This window comes from Amycolatopsis xylanica, assembly GCF_900107045.1.
Lineage (GTDB): Bacteria > Actinomycetota > Actinomycetes > Mycobacteriales > Pseudonocardiaceae > Amycolatopsis > Amycolatopsis xylanica.
In genome coordinates, this window is record NZ_FNON01000001.1 from 1,079,421 (window position 1) to 1,094,479 (window position 15,059).

Annotated in this window: 13 protein-coding genes; 7 read left to right on the plus strand and 6 right to left on the minus strand. The window is 69.4% G+C overall.

From position 1 onward, the window contains the following. On the plus strand, positions 1 to 2,700 hold the full coding sequence (locus tag BLV57_RS04745; RefSeq protein ID WP_091286987.1) for a cation-translocating P-type ATPase: 2,700 nt from the start codon (positions 1 to 3) through the stop codon (positions 2,698 to 2,700). A gap of 44 nt (positions 2,701 to 2,744) precedes the next feature. Here BLV57_RS04745 and BLV57_RS04750 read toward each other — a convergent pair whose 3' ends face one another. Continuing rightward, entirely contained in the window at positions 2,745 to 3,905 is a 1,161-nt protein-coding gene (locus BLV57_RS04750; protein ID WP_091286990.1) for a nitric oxide synthase oxygenase, read from the minus strand. A gap of 159 nt (positions 3,906 to 4,064) precedes the next feature. After that, positions 4,065 to 4,352, minus strand: a complete 288-nt coding sequence (locus BLV57_RS04755; protein WP_245757151.1) for an ArsR/SmtB family transcription factor — start codon at positions 4,350 to 4,352, stop codon at positions 4,065 to 4,067. Positions 4,353 to 4,470: 118 nt separating this feature from the next. Here BLV57_RS04755 and BLV57_RS04760 point away from each other — a divergent pair, with 118 nt between their 5' ends. Next, positions 4,471 to 4,965, plus strand: coding sequence for a YybH family protein (locus BLV57_RS04760; protein WP_245757152.1), 495 nt, complete (start codon positions 4,471 to 4,473; stop codon positions 4,963 to 4,965). Between the two features lie 94 nt (positions 4,966 to 5,059). On the opposite strand, the gene BLV57_RS04765 is transcribed toward BLV57_RS04760, so the two are convergent. The 3 genes from BLV57_RS04765 to BLV57_RS04775 all read right to left on the minus strand — a co-directional run bounded on the left by BLV57_RS04765 (position 5,060) and on the right by BLV57_RS04775 (position 8,198). Further along, a complete protein-coding gene (locus tag BLV57_RS04765) occupies positions 5,060 to 5,680 on the minus strand; it encodes an L-threonylcarbamoyladenylate synthase (protein WP_091287000.1) in 621 nt (206 codons plus the stop codon). A gap of 69 nt (positions 5,681 to 5,749) precedes the next feature. After that, positions 5,750 to 7,507, minus strand: a complete 1,758-nt coding sequence (locus tag BLV57_RS04770; protein WP_091287004.1) for a sensor histidine kinase — start codon at positions 7,505 to 7,507, stop codon at positions 5,750 to 5,752. Then, positions 7,497 to 8,198 carry a response regulator transcription factor gene (locus BLV57_RS04775; RefSeq protein WP_091287007.1) on the minus strand — a complete coding sequence of 234 codons (702 nt, stop codon included), beginning with the start codon at positions 8,196 to 8,198 and terminating at the stop codon, positions 7,497 to 7,499. Before BLV57_RS04775 ends, BLV57_RS04770 begins: the two co-directional genes overlap by 11 nt. A gap of 242 nt (positions 8,199 to 8,440) precedes the next feature. Here BLV57_RS04775 and BLV57_RS04780 point away from each other — a divergent pair, with 242 nt between their 5' ends. From BLV57_RS04780 to BLV57_RS04795, 4 genes are read left to right on the plus strand one after another with little or no spacing between them, the layout of a single operon-like run. Next, entirely contained in the window at positions 8,441 to 9,496 is a 1,056-nt protein-coding gene (locus BLV57_RS04780; RefSeq protein ID WP_091287010.1) for an efflux RND transporter periplasmic adaptor subunit, read from the plus strand. Next, positions 9,493 to 10,152: an ABC transporter ATP-binding protein gene (locus tag BLV57_RS04785; RefSeq protein WP_091287013.1), complete on the plus strand. Its 660-nt coding sequence runs from the start codon at positions 9,493 to 9,495 to the stop codon at positions 10,150 to 10,152. The genes BLV57_RS04780 and BLV57_RS04785 overlap by 4 nt, the downstream gene beginning before the upstream one ends. Then, a complete protein-coding gene (locus tag BLV57_RS04790; RefSeq protein ID WP_091287015.1) occupies positions 10,149 to 11,318 on the plus strand; it encodes an ABC transporter permease in 1,170 nt (389 codons plus the stop codon). Before BLV57_RS04785 ends, BLV57_RS04790 begins: the two co-directional genes overlap by 4 nt. Before the next feature lie 13 nt (positions 11,319 to 11,331). Further along, positions 11,332 to 11,868, plus strand: a complete 537-nt coding sequence (locus BLV57_RS04795) for a hypothetical protein (protein ID WP_091287018.1) — start codon at positions 11,332 to 11,334, stop codon at positions 11,866 to 11,868. A 49-nt stretch (positions 11,869 to 11,917) separates the two neighbouring features. On the opposite strand, the gene BLV57_RS04800 is transcribed toward BLV57_RS04795, so the two are convergent. After that, positions 11,918 to 13,093, minus strand: coding sequence for a sigma-54-dependent transcriptional regulator family protein (locus BLV57_RS04800; protein WP_091287021.1), 1,176 nt, complete (start codon positions 13,091 to 13,093; stop codon positions 11,918 to 11,920). A gap of 148 nt (positions 13,094 to 13,241) precedes the next feature. Here BLV57_RS04800 and BLV57_RS04805 point away from each other — a divergent pair, with 148 nt between their 5' ends. Further along, positions 13,242 to 15,059, plus strand: a complete 1,818-nt coding sequence (locus tag BLV57_RS04805) for a flavin-containing monooxygenase (RefSeq protein WP_091287024.1) — start codon at positions 13,242 to 13,244, stop codon at positions 15,057 to 15,059.

Consider the following 15,059-nt stretch of genomic DNA (forward strand, 5'->3'; position numbering starts at 1 on the left):
ATGACACGGAGTTTCGACGTCCCGGCGCCCGCCATGGCGTGGTACGCCCGACCGGCCGAGGAGGTCGCCGCCGCACTCGGTGTCGACCCCGGCCGCGGGCTTTCCGCGGCTCAGGCGGCGGACTCGTTGCGTGCCAACGGTCCCAACGCGTTGCCGGAGGAGAAACCACGGCCGGGCTGGCTGCTGTTCCTCGAGGAATACCGCAGCTACATGCAGATCATCCTGGTCGTCGCCGCGGTGGTCTCGCTGGTGATCGGGCAGTGGACCACGGCGATCCTGCTGCTGGCGCTGACCGTGGTGAACGCGATCGTGGGGCTGCGGCAACAGGGCAAGGCCGACAGCGCGATGAACGCGCTGAAGTCGATGATGAAGGCGTCCGGCCGGGTCCGCCGGGACGGCGACGAGGCGCTCGTCCCGGCCGAAGACCTCGTCGTCGGCGACATCGTGCTCCTCGCGGCGGGTGATCAGGTGCCCGCCGACGGGCGCATCCTGCGTGCCGACGCGCTGCAGATCGACGAATCCGCGCTGACCGGCGAGAGCGTGCCCGCCGCCAAGAGCGCGCAGCCGCTCCCGGCCGAGCCGATTGGTCCGGGCAGCCAGGTGAACATGGCGTTCATGCAGACCCCGGTCACCCACGGCAGCGGCATGCTGGTCGTCACCGCGACCGGCGCCGCCACCGAACTGGGCCGGATCTCCGGGATGCTGTCGGCCACGCGGCCGGAGCCGTCGCCGATGACCAGGGAGCTCGACCGGCTCACCCTGTGGATCGCCGCGGCCGCGGGGCTGACGATGATCGTGATGTTCGCGCTCGGGCTCAGCCGGGGACAGGCATGGGACGCCCTGTTCGTCAGCGCGGTCTCGCTCGCGATCGCCGCGATTCCGGAGGCGCTGCCGACCGTGACCCAGACGATCCTCTCGCGCGGCGGCATCGACCTGGCCAAGCGCGACGCGATCGTCAAGGACCTGCCCTCGGTGGAGACGCTGGGATTCACCTCGGCGATCAACTCCGACAAGACCGGCACCCTCACGATGAACCAGATGACCGCGGTCGAGGTCGTCGACCCGGCCACCCGCTACACGATCTCCGGGAGTGGCTACGACCTGGCGGGCCGCGTGCAGCGCGTGGCCGGGTCCGCGGAGACGATCGAGGGCGCCATCCTGCCGTACCTGGTGGCCAGCGACGCGAAGCTCGTCGACGGCAAGGTCGTCGGCGATCCCACCGAGGGCGCGTTGCTCGTGCTGGGCCACAAGGCGGGCATCGACGTCGACGCCACCCGCGCGGAGCTGCCCCGGCTGGCCGTGCTGCCGTTCGATCCGACCTACAAGCTGATGGCGACCTTCCATCAGGCCGAGGACGAGTCGGGGCGCCCGGTCGTCCGCTGCTTCGTCAAGGGCGCGGCGCCGGCGGTACTGTCCAAAGCGGACTCCGCGCTGACCGGTCAGTACAGCATTCCGTGGGACGCGGAGCTGTCCGCCAGGGCCCAGGAACACCTGGAGCGCATGGAAAGCAGGGGCGAACGCGTGATGGCCGCCGCCACCCGCGACATCAGCCCCGAGCGTTTCGACCCGCACGGCGACCTGCTCGGCTACGTCACGGCGCTGCGGATCACCAGCCTGGTGGGCATGGTCGACCCGCCGAGGGACACTTCGGCGGAGGCGGTGGCCGGCGCGCGCGAGGCGCACATCCGGGTCCGCATGGTGACCGGCGACGACGTGATCACCGGCGCTGCGATCGCGACCCAACTCGGCATCCCCGGCGAGGCCATGCTCGGCGCCGATTTCGCCGCGCTGCCCGAGCCCGAACGGCTGTCCCGCATCGACGGGATCGGCGTGCTGGGCCGCGTCGCGCCCGAGCACAAGGTGCTGCTCGCCGAGACGCTGAAGAAGAAGGGCGACGTGGTCGCGATGACCGGCGACGGCGTCAACGACGCACCGGCGATCAAGGCGGCCGACATCGGCATCGCGATGGGCAGCGGCACGGAGGTAGCCAAGAACGCGGGCCGGATGGTGCTGTCCGACGACAACTTCGCCACCATCGTGTTCGCGGTCGAGCAGGGCCGCAAGATCTACGACAACCTCACCAAGTACATCCGGTTCGTGCTGGTGCTGCTGGCCGTGTTCGTCCTGACCTTCCTCGGGGCGGCGCTGTTCGGCATCGCCGAGGGGGAGCCGTTCAACCCGATGCAGGTGTTGTGGATCCACTTCATCGTCAACGCCGCCTTCGGTTTCGCACTCGGGTTCGACCGGCAGAGCCCGGGCCTGATGGAGCGCCGCCCGCGTCCTCGTGGCGCGTCCGTGGTGAGCAACGGGGTGTTGGTGACGGTCGTCGCCGCGGGCCTGGTGATCAGTGCGATGCTGCTCGTGGTCCTGCGCCTGGGCGAGTCCCGTTTCGGCGATCCGCGCGTCGCCAACTCGATCGCGTTCACCACGTTCGCGCTGTGCCTGATCGTCGCGGGCCTCGAATGCCGCAGTGAGACAGAGTCCGTCCTGACGACGAAAACGTTCGACAGCAAGCAAATGAACTGGGCGGTGCTCGGCGAGTTCGCTGTCGCGGTGCTCGTGACGCAGCTGGATCCGTTCCAGCGGCTGCTCGGCCTCACGGAGCTGAACGCGCTTCAGTTCGGCTGGGCGATGGTGCCTCCGTTGGTGCTGCTGGTGTTGTGGGAACTGGGCAAGCTGGTGGCCCGCTCTCGCCGGTAGGACGCCCGGGATAAAGCGCTTTATCCCGGGCTGGCCGTTCCAGGTCAGGAGAGGTACGGACCGTCCGGGGTGATGAACGCGGGTTGAGTGGTGTCGTCGGGTTCGTCGTAGTACCGGTGGAAGACCGCGGTCTGGCTACCCGAGATCGGCGGGACGATCCAGCTCCAGTCCGCCGGGCACGTTCGTCCGGCTGCTTCCTCCCGGCGGAGATGGGTGAGGAAACGGCGGGATTCGGTGTGGTGATCGGTGATGGAGACCCCGGCGCTGGTGAACGAGTGCTGCACCGCCAGCGTCAGCTCGACCATCGTCCGGTCGCGCCACAGCGTGCGGTCGTCGTCGGTGGGCAGGCCCATCCGTTCGGCGAGCATGGGGAGCAGGTTGTACCGGCTCTCGTCGGCGAGGTTGCGGCACCCGACCTCACTGGACATATAGGTCCCCGAAAACGCGATCGGATACTGCACCCCGCCGATGAGCAGTCGCATGCAGCTGATCGCGGGCACGGCGTGCCAGCGCAGGCCGAGGTGGGAGAACCACGGCATGTCGGGATGGCTCAAGGACACCTCGAGTACCGAGTCCGCCGGAAGTTCATACCACCGGATTCGGCCCCGAGGGCATTCGATGACCAGCGGGAGCACGTCGAACCGGGTGCGCGGGGCCGGTGGGCGCCAACCGAGGCTCCGGACGAACTCGGTGAAGGCGAGGTTGCGGGGATCGCCGAGTACCGAGTCGTCCGTACGCAGATAGCCGGCGTAGCGGATGAGCTGCTCGTTCCAGATCCGCGGGCCGGGTCCGTCCGCCGTGTCCGGCGCGAAGACCGTGATCGTGGAGCGAAGCTTGCCGCCCCGCGTGGCCTCGCGGAGATGGCCGACGCATTCGTCGGCGACCGCGTCGGTGGTGGAAACCGAACGTCGATCACGCACGTACAGGCTGTTCCAATACAGCCTTCCGATGCAGCGGGCCGAGTTGCGCCAGGCGACACGCGCCCCGAATTCCAGCTCGGCAGTTGTGTGCCGGTAGCAACCAGTTTGCTTTACCTGACGATCGACTTCGGCAATTCTGGCTTGCAGATCGAACGAATGCCGATTGGTGCGCTGTTCGGAGTGGAATAGTCGTAAGAACTCTTCGGCGGCGGCAAGGTCAACGGCTTGCTCACGGTCTGTGCGCGGATTCGGGAGGTCAATCACTCGAATGTCGGAATTCGTCATTGAGTGCACCTGCCAGTCGATCTCAACGCGTCACTGCGCAAAACTCCTCCGATGCTCAGGCTGCTCGGGGAAAACAATGACAATACAACATCGAGTCAATACCCTGAGTTCGGCGGATCGAAGGGAATCGATTTCTCGCGCCTTCGAGATCTATTCACTTTACCCCGTGCTATTCGGGGTGATTCCTTCCGAGACCACGAGTTTCAGCAATCCTGGGAACGCGCGATCGAATTCGGCGCGGCGTAACCGGTTGAGGCGACGCGGTCCCTCGTCGCGCTGCTCCACCAGCCCGGCGTCACGCAGCACAGCGAAATGATGGCTGCGGGTCGCTTTGCCGACCGGCAGATCGAATGTGCCGCAGGCTTTGGCCCAGTCGCGATGGGCTGCCAGCTCGCGCACGATCGTGCGTCGCACCGGGTCGGCGAGCGCGTCCAGCGCGGTCTGCAACGAGACCTCCGAGGGGTCCACGTGCGTCAAGCCGCGGACGCGCGCGCTTGACACAGTGTTCGATGATCGTCGTACACTCATGTGGTCGACCTCCATCGAACACTGTATCGGAGACCCGGTGATACAACAGGCGACCCACCGCTACGGACCCGACTCCGCCAACCGGCTCGACGCGGCCACCGCGCACGGCGCCGAGGGGGCACGGGCGGCACTGCAGACCTTCTATTACGCACTCAACTCACGCGACGGCGCCGCGCTGGCCGAGGTCTGGGCCGACGATCCGCTGGTACAGCTGAACAATCCGGTCGGCGGCATCCTCCGCGGCCGTGACGCGGTCGCCGCCCTCTACGACAAGATCTTCCACGGGCCGATCCGTGTCCAGGTGACCTTCAGCGACATCGTCGAATACCTCGACGACAGCCACGCCGTGTTCGCGGGCGCCGAAACCGGGAGCTATACGACACCCGAAGGCACTGCCGTGCCACTGCGAATCCGAACCAGCCGGTATTTCCGGTTCACCGCCGCCGGATGGCGGCAGTACCACCACCACGGCAGCATCGACGACCCCGAGGCACTCCGCGCCTACCAGCACGCTGTGCGCGGCGGCGCATGAAATCGGGGAAAATGACGACGAGACAAACACCGAATCAATACTCTAAGCCGGAGCGATCAGCGAGAATCGATTTCCGTGGAAAGGCGCGATCAATTCACTCGAAACGGCTCGCGTCGCCCGCTCCGTAACGGATGATCTCGGGGGCGCCGCCGGAGAAGTCGACGACCGTGGTCGGTTCCGTGCCGCATTCACCGGAGTCGATCACCGCGTCGACCACGTAGTCGAGCCGCTCCTTGATCTCCCAGCCCTGCGTCATCGGCTTCTCCTGGTCCGGCAGCAGCAGCGTGCTCGACAGGATCGGCTCGCCGAGCTCGGTCAGCAGCGCGTGCACCACCGGGTGATCGGGGATCCGCACGCCCACGGTCTTCTTCTTGGGGTGCATGAGCCGCCGGGGGACCTCTTTGGTCGCGGGCAGGATGAACGTGTAGCTGCCGGGGGTCGACGCCTTGATCGCGCGGAACGCGGTGTTGTCGATGTGGACGAACTGGCCGAGCTGGGCGAAGTCGTGGCAGACCAGCGTGAAGTGGTGCTTGTCGTCGAGATGGCGGATCGTGCGGATGCGGTCGATGCCGTCGCGGTTCTCGAGAGCGCTGCCCAGCGCGAAGCACGAATCGGTCGGGTACGCGATGAGGCCGCCGCCACGCACGATGTCGACCACCTGGCCGATCGAACGCTTCTGCGGGTTCTCTGGATGCACGTCGAAGTACTTCGCCATCCGCCCACCCTAGGATCTTCACCCGAAGAGCGCAGTGACGGGTCGCTGACCGCGCCCTCGGCCCGCGGTTCACCGCACCGCTGTACGCGCGGGCAGCCGCAGCGTGAACACCGCTCCCTGACCGGGTGGACTGGCAGCGGTCGCGGTCCCGCCATGCGCCTCCGCGAGCTTGCGGACGATCGCGAGCCCGAGGCCGCTGCCCCCGGACTGCCGCGTCCGCGACTTGTCCGCCCGCCAGAACCGGTCGAACACCGACGGCAGGTCCTCCTCGCTGATCCCGGTCCCGGTGTCGGCCACCTCGATCACCACCTCGCCGGCGTCGGCCCGCGCGGTGACGGTGACCGAGCCGCCCGCCGGGGTGTGCCGGACGGCGTTGGAGACCAGATTGTCGATCGCCTGCCGCAGCCGGACCGGGTCGGCGGTCAGCTCGACGTCCGCGGCCTCGGTCACCAGCGTGACCCCGGCCTTCGCCGCGCGGGCGCTGTGCGCGGCACGCACCTGGCTCAGCAGATCCGACACGTCCAGCGGCTCCGGGTGCAACCGCAGCGCGCCCGCGTCGGCCTGCGACAGATCGAAGAGGTCGTCGACGATGTGCTGCAGGTGCATCGCCTCCTCCAGCAACGACGCGGCCAGTTCGTCGTCGAGGGTGCTCACCCCGTCCTGGGTGGCCTCCAGCCAGCCGCGGATGTTGCTCAGCGGGGTGCGCAGCTCGTGCGCGATGTCGCTGACCATGGTCTTGCGGTTGTCCTCCAGCCGCTGCCTGGTGTCCGACATCTCGTTGAACGCGACCGCCAGCCGCCCGATCTCGTCCTTGCCCTTCACCGCCACCCGCGCCGACGAGTCACCGGAACCCACCCGCTGCGCCGCGCGGGTCAACGCCCGCAGCGGCCGGATCAGCCGGGCGCCCGCGAGCATCGTCACCAGGACCGCCAGCACGAGCACGCCGCCCGCCACCAGCGCGATCCGGCGCCAGTTGTCGGGGGAGAGGGTGAACCCCGCCGGCGCGTCGCCGTCGGGCTGGGTGATGTAGAGCAGCGCGGGCGGCGCCACGAACGGCGTGAGCTGCTCGTGGCGCGCGGTCGTGATGCACGACTGGTTCGCCTCGGTGTTGTCTTCGGCGGGCGCCGCGACCCTGGGTCCCTTCTCGCGCCAGCTGAAATCGAGCTGGACCGAGATCGGCGGCAGGCCACGCCGGTCCAGGCAGGCGTTGGTCAGCGTGTCGAGTTGATCGAGCGCCGCCTGCTCGGTCTTCGTCGGGTTGACCAGATCCTTGGTCTGGCAGCGGGACACGACGAACGCGTCGGGCGCGGTCACCCTCGGATGCCCGTTCGGCCCGGTGACGATCGAGCCGAGGCCGGACCGCGTCCGCACACAGTCGAGCACCCTGGCCGCGGCCACGTTGAGGAACTCCAGCTCATCGGGCGGCAACGTGAACGGCCCCGTCGCCTGCGGCGCGATGCGGTCGGCCGAGGTGGTCAGATCGGCGTCCACGGCGAGCGGGTCGACCAGCGCCGACGGTTTCGTCGGCAACGGGCCGGTGCCGGTGTCGGCGATCGGTTTCCCGTCCGTGGTGGTCAGCGCGACGCGCCTGCCCGCGAACTCCGCGTGGTTCGCGAGCACCGGGCCGACGTCCTTCCAGCCCTTGTGCGTCGCGGCGTAGCCGAGCAGGCCCTGGTAGATCTTGCTGTCGTCGGCGAGCGCGCGGCCCTGCTCCTGCTGGATCGCGCCGGAGGTGGTGCGCGCGGCGAGCCACGCGGTCGCCGCGATCGAGCAGACGGCCACCAGCACCGACACCGCGAGCAGTCGCCCGATCAGGCTACGGCGCACCGGCGGGCCCCGCGGTCAGCTTGTATCCGACGCCGTAGACGGTCACCAGCAACACCGGTTTCCGGGGCTGCGTCTCGATTTTCTTGCGCAGGTTGAGCACGTGGACGTCGATGGCGCGCTGGGTGATGTAGCGGTCGAAACCGTGCAGCTGTTCCAGCAGCTGTGACCGCGTGAAGACCCGTTCGGGTTGCGACGCCATCACTTCGAGGAGCCGGAACTCGCCCGGGGTGCACTCGACCGGGTGACCGTTGTTCGTCACCACATGCCGGACCGGGTCGATGACGAGCGTGCCGACCCGGACCGGCGCACCCGGTTGGCGTGTCGACGGGCTGGTGCGCCTGAGTAACGTCCGCACGCGCGCCATCAGCTCGCGTGGGCTGAACGGCTTGGTCATGTAGTCGTCGGCGCCGAGATCGAGGCCGAGCAGCAGATCGTCCTCTGTGGACCGTGCGGTGAGCATCAGCACCGGCACGTCGGACTCGGCGCGCAGGATCCGGCACACGTCCAGACCGTCCACTTTGGGCAGCATCACGTCGAGCACCAGCAGGTCGGGTGAGGCGCGGCGGACCTCGTCCAGTGCGGCACGCCCGTCGGGCACGACCACGACCGAATGCCGTTCCCGCTCCAGGTATCTGCGGACGAGTTCGGCCTGTTTCTCGTCGTCCTCGGCCAGCACGATGTGGGCGCACATGACCGTGATCTTAGGTCGTGTTTCTCGGATCGGGCACGCGATAGCCGCGCCCAGGTCGTCCCTGGCGGCACCGCGCCATCACCCGAGTACAACCCGGTACGAGGGCGATACCACGGCACCGCCAGGAACAACCTGGATCACGACTCTCACGCACCAGATCCGAGAAACACGACCTAGGACGAACACCGGTCGCGAACCGGTTCCTGACAAGTCGCTGACATCCGTCGCCGAGAGTGTCGGCCATGGTCAAGTGGAAATGGGCGCTCGCCGCGGGCGTCGTGCTCGCGCTCGTCGCGGGCGGGTTCGTGGTGATCGCGCACGGCGAATCGAAGGCACCCGCCGCGAGCCCGCCCGCGTCGGTCAAGACCGTCGCGATCGAGCAGACCGACCTCACCGACAGCCGGACGTTCACCGGCACCCTCGGCTTCGGAACGCCCCAGACGCTCAAAGGCGCGGGGGAGGGCATCGTCACCAAGCTGCCCAAGCCGGGCGACACGGCCGCGCGCGGCGAATCCTTCTACGCGGTCAACGGCAAACCGGTGCCGGTGTTCTACGGCGACACGCCGTTGTTCCGCACCCTCGACAACCCGGAGCTGACCGGCACGGACGTCGCGATGGTCGCCGACAACCTCGCCGCGCTCGGCTACAAGGTCGGCACCCGGCCCAAAGACCGCGCCAAGACCGCCTACACGGCCACGTTGTCCGAGGCGGTGAAGAAGTGGCAGAAGAAGGCAGGCCTCGACGACACCGGCACGCTCGGCGTCGGCCAGCTCGTCGTGCTCCCCGGCAAAACCCGGGTGAACACCGTGTCCGCCGTGCTCGGCGACCCGGCGGCCGGGCCGCTGATGACGGTCACCCCGACCGACAAGGTGATCACCGTGCCCGTCGAGGCAGGCTCGGTCGCCGCCATCAAGGCGGGCGCCGAGGTGACGATCGTGCGGCCGGACGCGAAGGAGATCCCCGGCAAGGTGACCGCGGTCAGCACCACCGTCGAGGACTCGAAAGACCAGCAGCAGCAAGGCCCGCCCAAGATCTCGATCACCGTCACCCCGGACGACGAGGGCGCCGTCGCCGACCTCGACTCGGCTTCGGTGCAGGTCCAGATCACCATGGAAAGCCACGCCGGGGTGCTGGCGGTCCCCGTCGGCGCGCTGCTCGCGCTGCGGGAAGGCGGCTACGCCGTCCAGCTGCCCGACGGCACGCTCAAGGCCGTCAAAACCGGCATGTTCTCCCGCGACAAGGTCGAGATCAGCGGCGCGGGCATCGCGGCCGGCATGCTCGTGGTGACCGCCTCATGACCCCGGTGCTCGCGCTGCGCGGGGTCAGCAAGATCTACCCCGGCGACGTCACCGCGCTCGACGACGTCACGCTGACCATCGGCGAAGGCGAACTGCTCGCCATCGTCGGGCCGTCCGGCTCGGGCAAGTCGACGCTGCTCAACATCATCGGCACGCTCGACCTGCCCACCCGCGGCACGGTCGAGATCGGCGGCGAGGACGTCACGAGGCTGCCGGACCGGCGCCTTTCCGCACTGCGCGGGCGACGGCTCGGCTTCGTGTTCCAGCAGTTCCACCTCATCGACGGCCTCGACGCGACCGAGAACGTCGCGACCGGGCTGCTGTACGCGGGCGTGCCACGTCGCCGTCGCCGCGCACTCGCACTCGAGGCGCTCGACCGCGTCGGGCTGGCCGCGCGAGCTGACCACCTGCCGCATCAGCTCTCCGGTGGGGAACGCCAGCGCGTCGCGATCGCCCGCGCGGTGGTCAACGCGCCCTCGCTCGTGCTCGCCGACGAGCCGACCGGCGCGCTCGACACCGCCAACGGCCTGGCCGTGCTCGATCTGCTCATGGCGCTCAACGCCGACGGCACGACCATCGCGGTCATCACCCATGACCGCGACATCGCCGCGCGGCTGCCGCGTCAGGTCGAAATGCGGGACGGGAGCCTGCTATGAAGTTGTCCGACCTGCTCAGGCTCGGGCTGCTGGGCATCAGCACCCGCAAGACCCGTGCCGCGCTGTCGGCGCTGGGCATCTCCATCGGTATCGCGACCATGATCGTGGTCACCGGCATCCCGGCGTCCAGTCAGGCCGCTCTGCTCACCGAACTCTCCTCTCTGGGCACGAACATGCTGCGCGCCGAACCGGCGCCCAACCAGCCGGTGCGGATGCCGGAGACCGCACTGGCCGGTGTCGGCCGGATCGGCCCGGTGACGAACGCGGCCGCGGTGGCGAACACTCACACGGTAGTCCGCAGGTCCGACAAAACCGATCCCGCCGACGGCTCGGGCCTGGTCGTGCTCGCCAGCAGCCTCGGCCTCCTCGACGCGCTCAACGGCAAGGTCCACACCGGGCGCTTCCTCGACCAGTCCACCGAAAACCTGCCAGCCGTCGTGCTCGGCTACGTGGCCGCGTCCCGGCTCGGCATCAACCAGCTCGTGCCGGGCAGGCCACCGGTCGTCTACATCGGACACTCGTGGTTCACGGTGATCGGCATCCTCGACCCGATGCCGCTCGCGCCGGACATCGAACGCGCGGTCATGGTCGGCTGGGGCGTCGCACGCACCCAGCTCGGCTTCGACGGCCACCCCACGGTCATGTACGTCAAAGCCAGGGAATCCGCGCTGGAGGACGTCCGCGCCGTGCTGCCCGCGACGCTGTACCCCGAGCTGCCGGGCATGATCCAGGTCAGCAGGCCCTCGGACGCGCTGGCCGCGAAACGCGCCGCCGAAACCACCTTCTCGGCCCTCTTCCTGGGCCTGGCCGGGATAGCGCTTCTGGTCGGCGGTGTCGGCGTCGCCAACACGATGTTCATTTCGGTGCTGGAACGCCGCCGCGAGATCGGCCTGCGCCGCGCTCTCGGCGCCACCCGGGGCCAGATCCGCGGCCAGTTCCTCACCGAAGCGGTCGCGCTGTCCGTGCTCGGCGGCCTCGCGGGGACGGCCATCGGCGTGCTCGCCGCGCTCGGGTACGCCACGTATCAGGGCTGGCCCCCGGTGATCCCGCCGCTCGCGGTCGCGGGCGGCGTGCTCGGCGCGATCGTCGTCGGCGCCGCGGCCGGCCTGCACCCGTCGATCCGCGCGGCCCGGCTCACCCCCACCCAAGCACTCGCGTCCACCTGACCTGGAGGTTTCCATGAGGACACTGCTCATCACCGGTTCGCTGCTCCTGCTGACCGCTTGTTCCACCGAGGATCCCCGGCAACCCGAGGTCGCGACGATCTCGTCGTCGGTCACGACCAGCAGCAGCGCGGCGCCCACGTCCACTGTGGAGGGTGAACGCCCGCGTCACCGCATCGACGAGACGCCCGAGGAGTCGAAGCGGATGATCGCGCCGTGGCTGGCCTGCATGAAGGCCAACGGCGCCGACCTCGACACCCAGCCGAACTCCATCGCGGGCGCCGAGCAGTGGAGCAAGGACCACAAAGCTGCGGGCGACACCTGTCGTAACAAGTTGCCGCTGCCCGCGTGGGGTCTCGACTCGGAGAACCCGGCGTATCGCGACAACATGCACCGCTGGGTCAAGTGCATGAACGACCGCGGCATGAACGTCGTGGAGAACGTCGGTGACAGCGAATCGCCGTGGCACTACGGCTCCAGCAACCAGCCCGCCGACGCCGACAAGATCGAGCGCGCCTGCGAAGTCGAAATCCTCGGCCCGCAAGACAAGTAGCCCCGCCGGGGTCGTGAGTGTTTAGGCCGGTTAGAACCGGCCGGAACACTCACGACTCCAGCACGGTGAGCACAACTCCGTCGGCCAGCCGATAGGGCCGGGTGTCGACGATCGCTCCCAGCAGACGGCGCATCCGCGACACCTCCGCGCGCACGGTCACCAGATGGTCGGCGTCGCCGTAAAGCGCGCGGCTGAGCGCTTCGGCGGACAGTCCTGCCGGGCCCGCGGCGTTGAGGTGCGTCAGGATCTCCGCGTGGCGAGGCGTGATCGCGCGGCGCCAGCCGGTCTCGCCCGCCTGCGTCCGCAAGGCCGGGGAGCGCCCGAGTTCGAGGTCAAGCCGGACGTGACGGCTCGCGTCGGCGCGGCGGACGAGCCAGCCGCCCGCGACGCGCTCCGGCAGGCACGCGCCGAGGCCGGGCACGGCGAGCACCTGCCCGTCGAGCGGCGCGGCCACCCGCTCGCCGGGCGCGATGCCGGTCGCGGTGGCGACCCAGCCGTCGTCGTCGATCAGCAGCGCCGGGCCGGTCGACGCGGCGAGCAACGGCTCGCCCGCGCGGCGCAGGTGATCCAGGCGTTCCCGGTGGTGCCGCCAGAGTTCGGCCTCCACCAGCCTGCGGCCGGTCTCGACCAGCGCGCCGATCGCCGGGTGCAACGTCAGCGCCGGGCCGCTCACGTCGATCACGCCGAGCAGTTCGCCGGTGCGCGGGTCGTGCACCGGCGAGGCGGAGCAGTACCACGGGTGCTGGTTCTGTTCGAAGTGCTCGCCGCTGAGCAACTCGACCGGCGCGGCCTCGGCGAGCGCGGTGCCGATGGCGTTCGTGCCGACCGTCGACTCCGTCCAGTCCGCGCCTTCGGAGAACCCGAGCGAGTCCGCGCGGCGGCGGATCGCGGGCGACCCCGCGCGCCACAGGATGACGCCCTGCGCGTCGGTGACGACCAGCAGCATGGACGTACTGTCGATCACCTGCCCGAGATCGCCGATGACCTGGCGCAACGGCGAACTCTCGCGGCGGTGCTCGACCTCTTCGAGCGGGATCGACGCGCGCGCGTTGATCCCGTCGGCGGCGAGGCCGTGACCGAGCGCGCGCGACCACGAGCGGGAGACGAGTGGACGGGGCGGCACGCGTGGCCGCGCGCCGCCGATGACGGCCTCGTGCATGCGGACCAGGTCACGGGCATGCGCGGGCAGGCTGGCGCCCGGCGGGACCGAGCTGTGCGTGCTCATCGGTCACCTCCCGCGCCCTCGCGTCGCCCGAGCATAAGTCGCCGCACGCGTGCGGCCAAGCCGTGCAACACGCTGCAACCCTTGCCGCGCGCGGGCGCCGGGGCGTGTGATCGGGCTTCCAGCACATCACCGAGGCAGGGGAGTGGACATGACGCAGACGGTCGGCCGGACCGACGCGCAGGCGACGCCGCAAGCCCGGGCCGACGCCTGGCTGAGCGAGTTCGAAGCGGCACTCGCCGCCCGCGACACCCAGGCGGCGGCCGCGTTGTTCGCCGTCGACGGCTTTTGGCGCGACCTGGTGGCCTTCACCTGGACGATCAAGACGGTCGAGGGCCGCGAAGGCGTGCAGGACCTGCTGTCCGCGTGCCTGGAGCACATCGACCCGTCCGGCTTCCGCACCACCGAGCCGCCGACGGAGGCGGGCGGGATCACCGATGCCTGGTTCGAGTTCGAGACGGCGGCGGGACGCGGCAAAGGCCATCTCCGGCTCAAGGAAGAGGGCGCGTGGACGTTCCTCACGAGCCTGCGCGAATTGCGCGGTTTCGAGGAGCAGCAACGGGATCGCCGTCCCAAGGGCGTCGAACACGGCGTGGTGCGCGGACGCAAGTCGTGGGCGGAGAAGCGCGCCGACGAAGCGTCTCGCCTCGGGTATGAGGAGCAGCCTTACGTCGTGGTCATCGGCGGCGGGCAAGGCGGCATCGCGCTCGGCGCGCGCCTGCGCCAGCTGAACGTGCCCACACTCGTGCTCGAGCGCAACGAACGCGCGGGCGACTCGTGGCGCAAGCGGTACAAGAACCTCTGCCTGCACGACCCGGTCTGGTACGACCACCTGCCGTACCTGCCCTTCCCGGAGAACTGGCCGGTCTTCGCGCCCAAGGACAAGATCGGCGACTGGCTGGAGATGTACACGCGCCTGATGGAGGTGCCGTACTGGACCAGCTCCGAGGTCACCTCCGCGTCGTGGGACGCCGAGCGGCGGCAATGGCTGGTGACCGTGGTCCGCGAGGGCGAGGAACTCGTGCTCACCCCGCGCCACGTGGTGTTCGCGACCGGGATGTCCGGCAAGCCGAACGTGCCGTCGTTCCCCGGCATGGACGTGTTCGCCGGCGACCAGCACCACTCGTCGCGGCACCCGGGACCGGACGCCTACGCGGGCAAGAAGGCGGTGGTGGTCGGCTCGAACAACTCCGCGCACGACATCTGCGCGGCGCTGTGGGAGCACGGCGCGGACGTGACCATGGTGCAGCGCTCGTCCACGCACGTGGTGAAGTCGGACTCGCTGATGGACCTCGGCCTCGGCGACCTGTACTCCGAGCGCGCGGTCCGCGCCGGGGTCACCACCGAGAAGGCGGACATGGTGTTCGCGTCCATCCCGTACCGGATCATGGCCGACTTCCAGCGCCCGGTCTACGACGCGATCCGCGAGCGCGACAAGGACTTCTACGCCCGCCTCGAAGCCGCGGGCTTCCGCCACGACTGGGGCGACGACGGCTCCGGCCTGTTCATGAAGTACCTGCGCCGCGGCTCCGGCTACTACATCGACGTCGGCGCGTCGGAGCTGGTCGCCGACGGCAAGGTCAAACTGGCGCACGGCCAGGTCGACCACCTGACCCGCGACTCCGTGGTGCTCGCCGACGGCACCGAGCTGGCCGCCGACCTGGTGGTCTACGCGACCGGCTACGGCTCGATGAACGGCTGGGTGGCCGACCTGGTCGACCAGGAGACCGCCGATCGGGTCGGCAAGTGCTGGGGGCTGGGCTCGGGGACCACCAAGGACCCGGGGCCGTGGGAGGGCGAGCAGCGCAACATGTGGAAGCCGACCAGGCAGGAGGGCCTGTGGTTCCACGGCGGGAACCTGCACCAGTCGCGGCACTACTCGCTTTACCTTGCGCTGCAACTGAAAGCCCGATATGAGGGGATCGCGACCCCCGTCTACGGGACGCCCGAGGTCCACCACCGCGCCTAG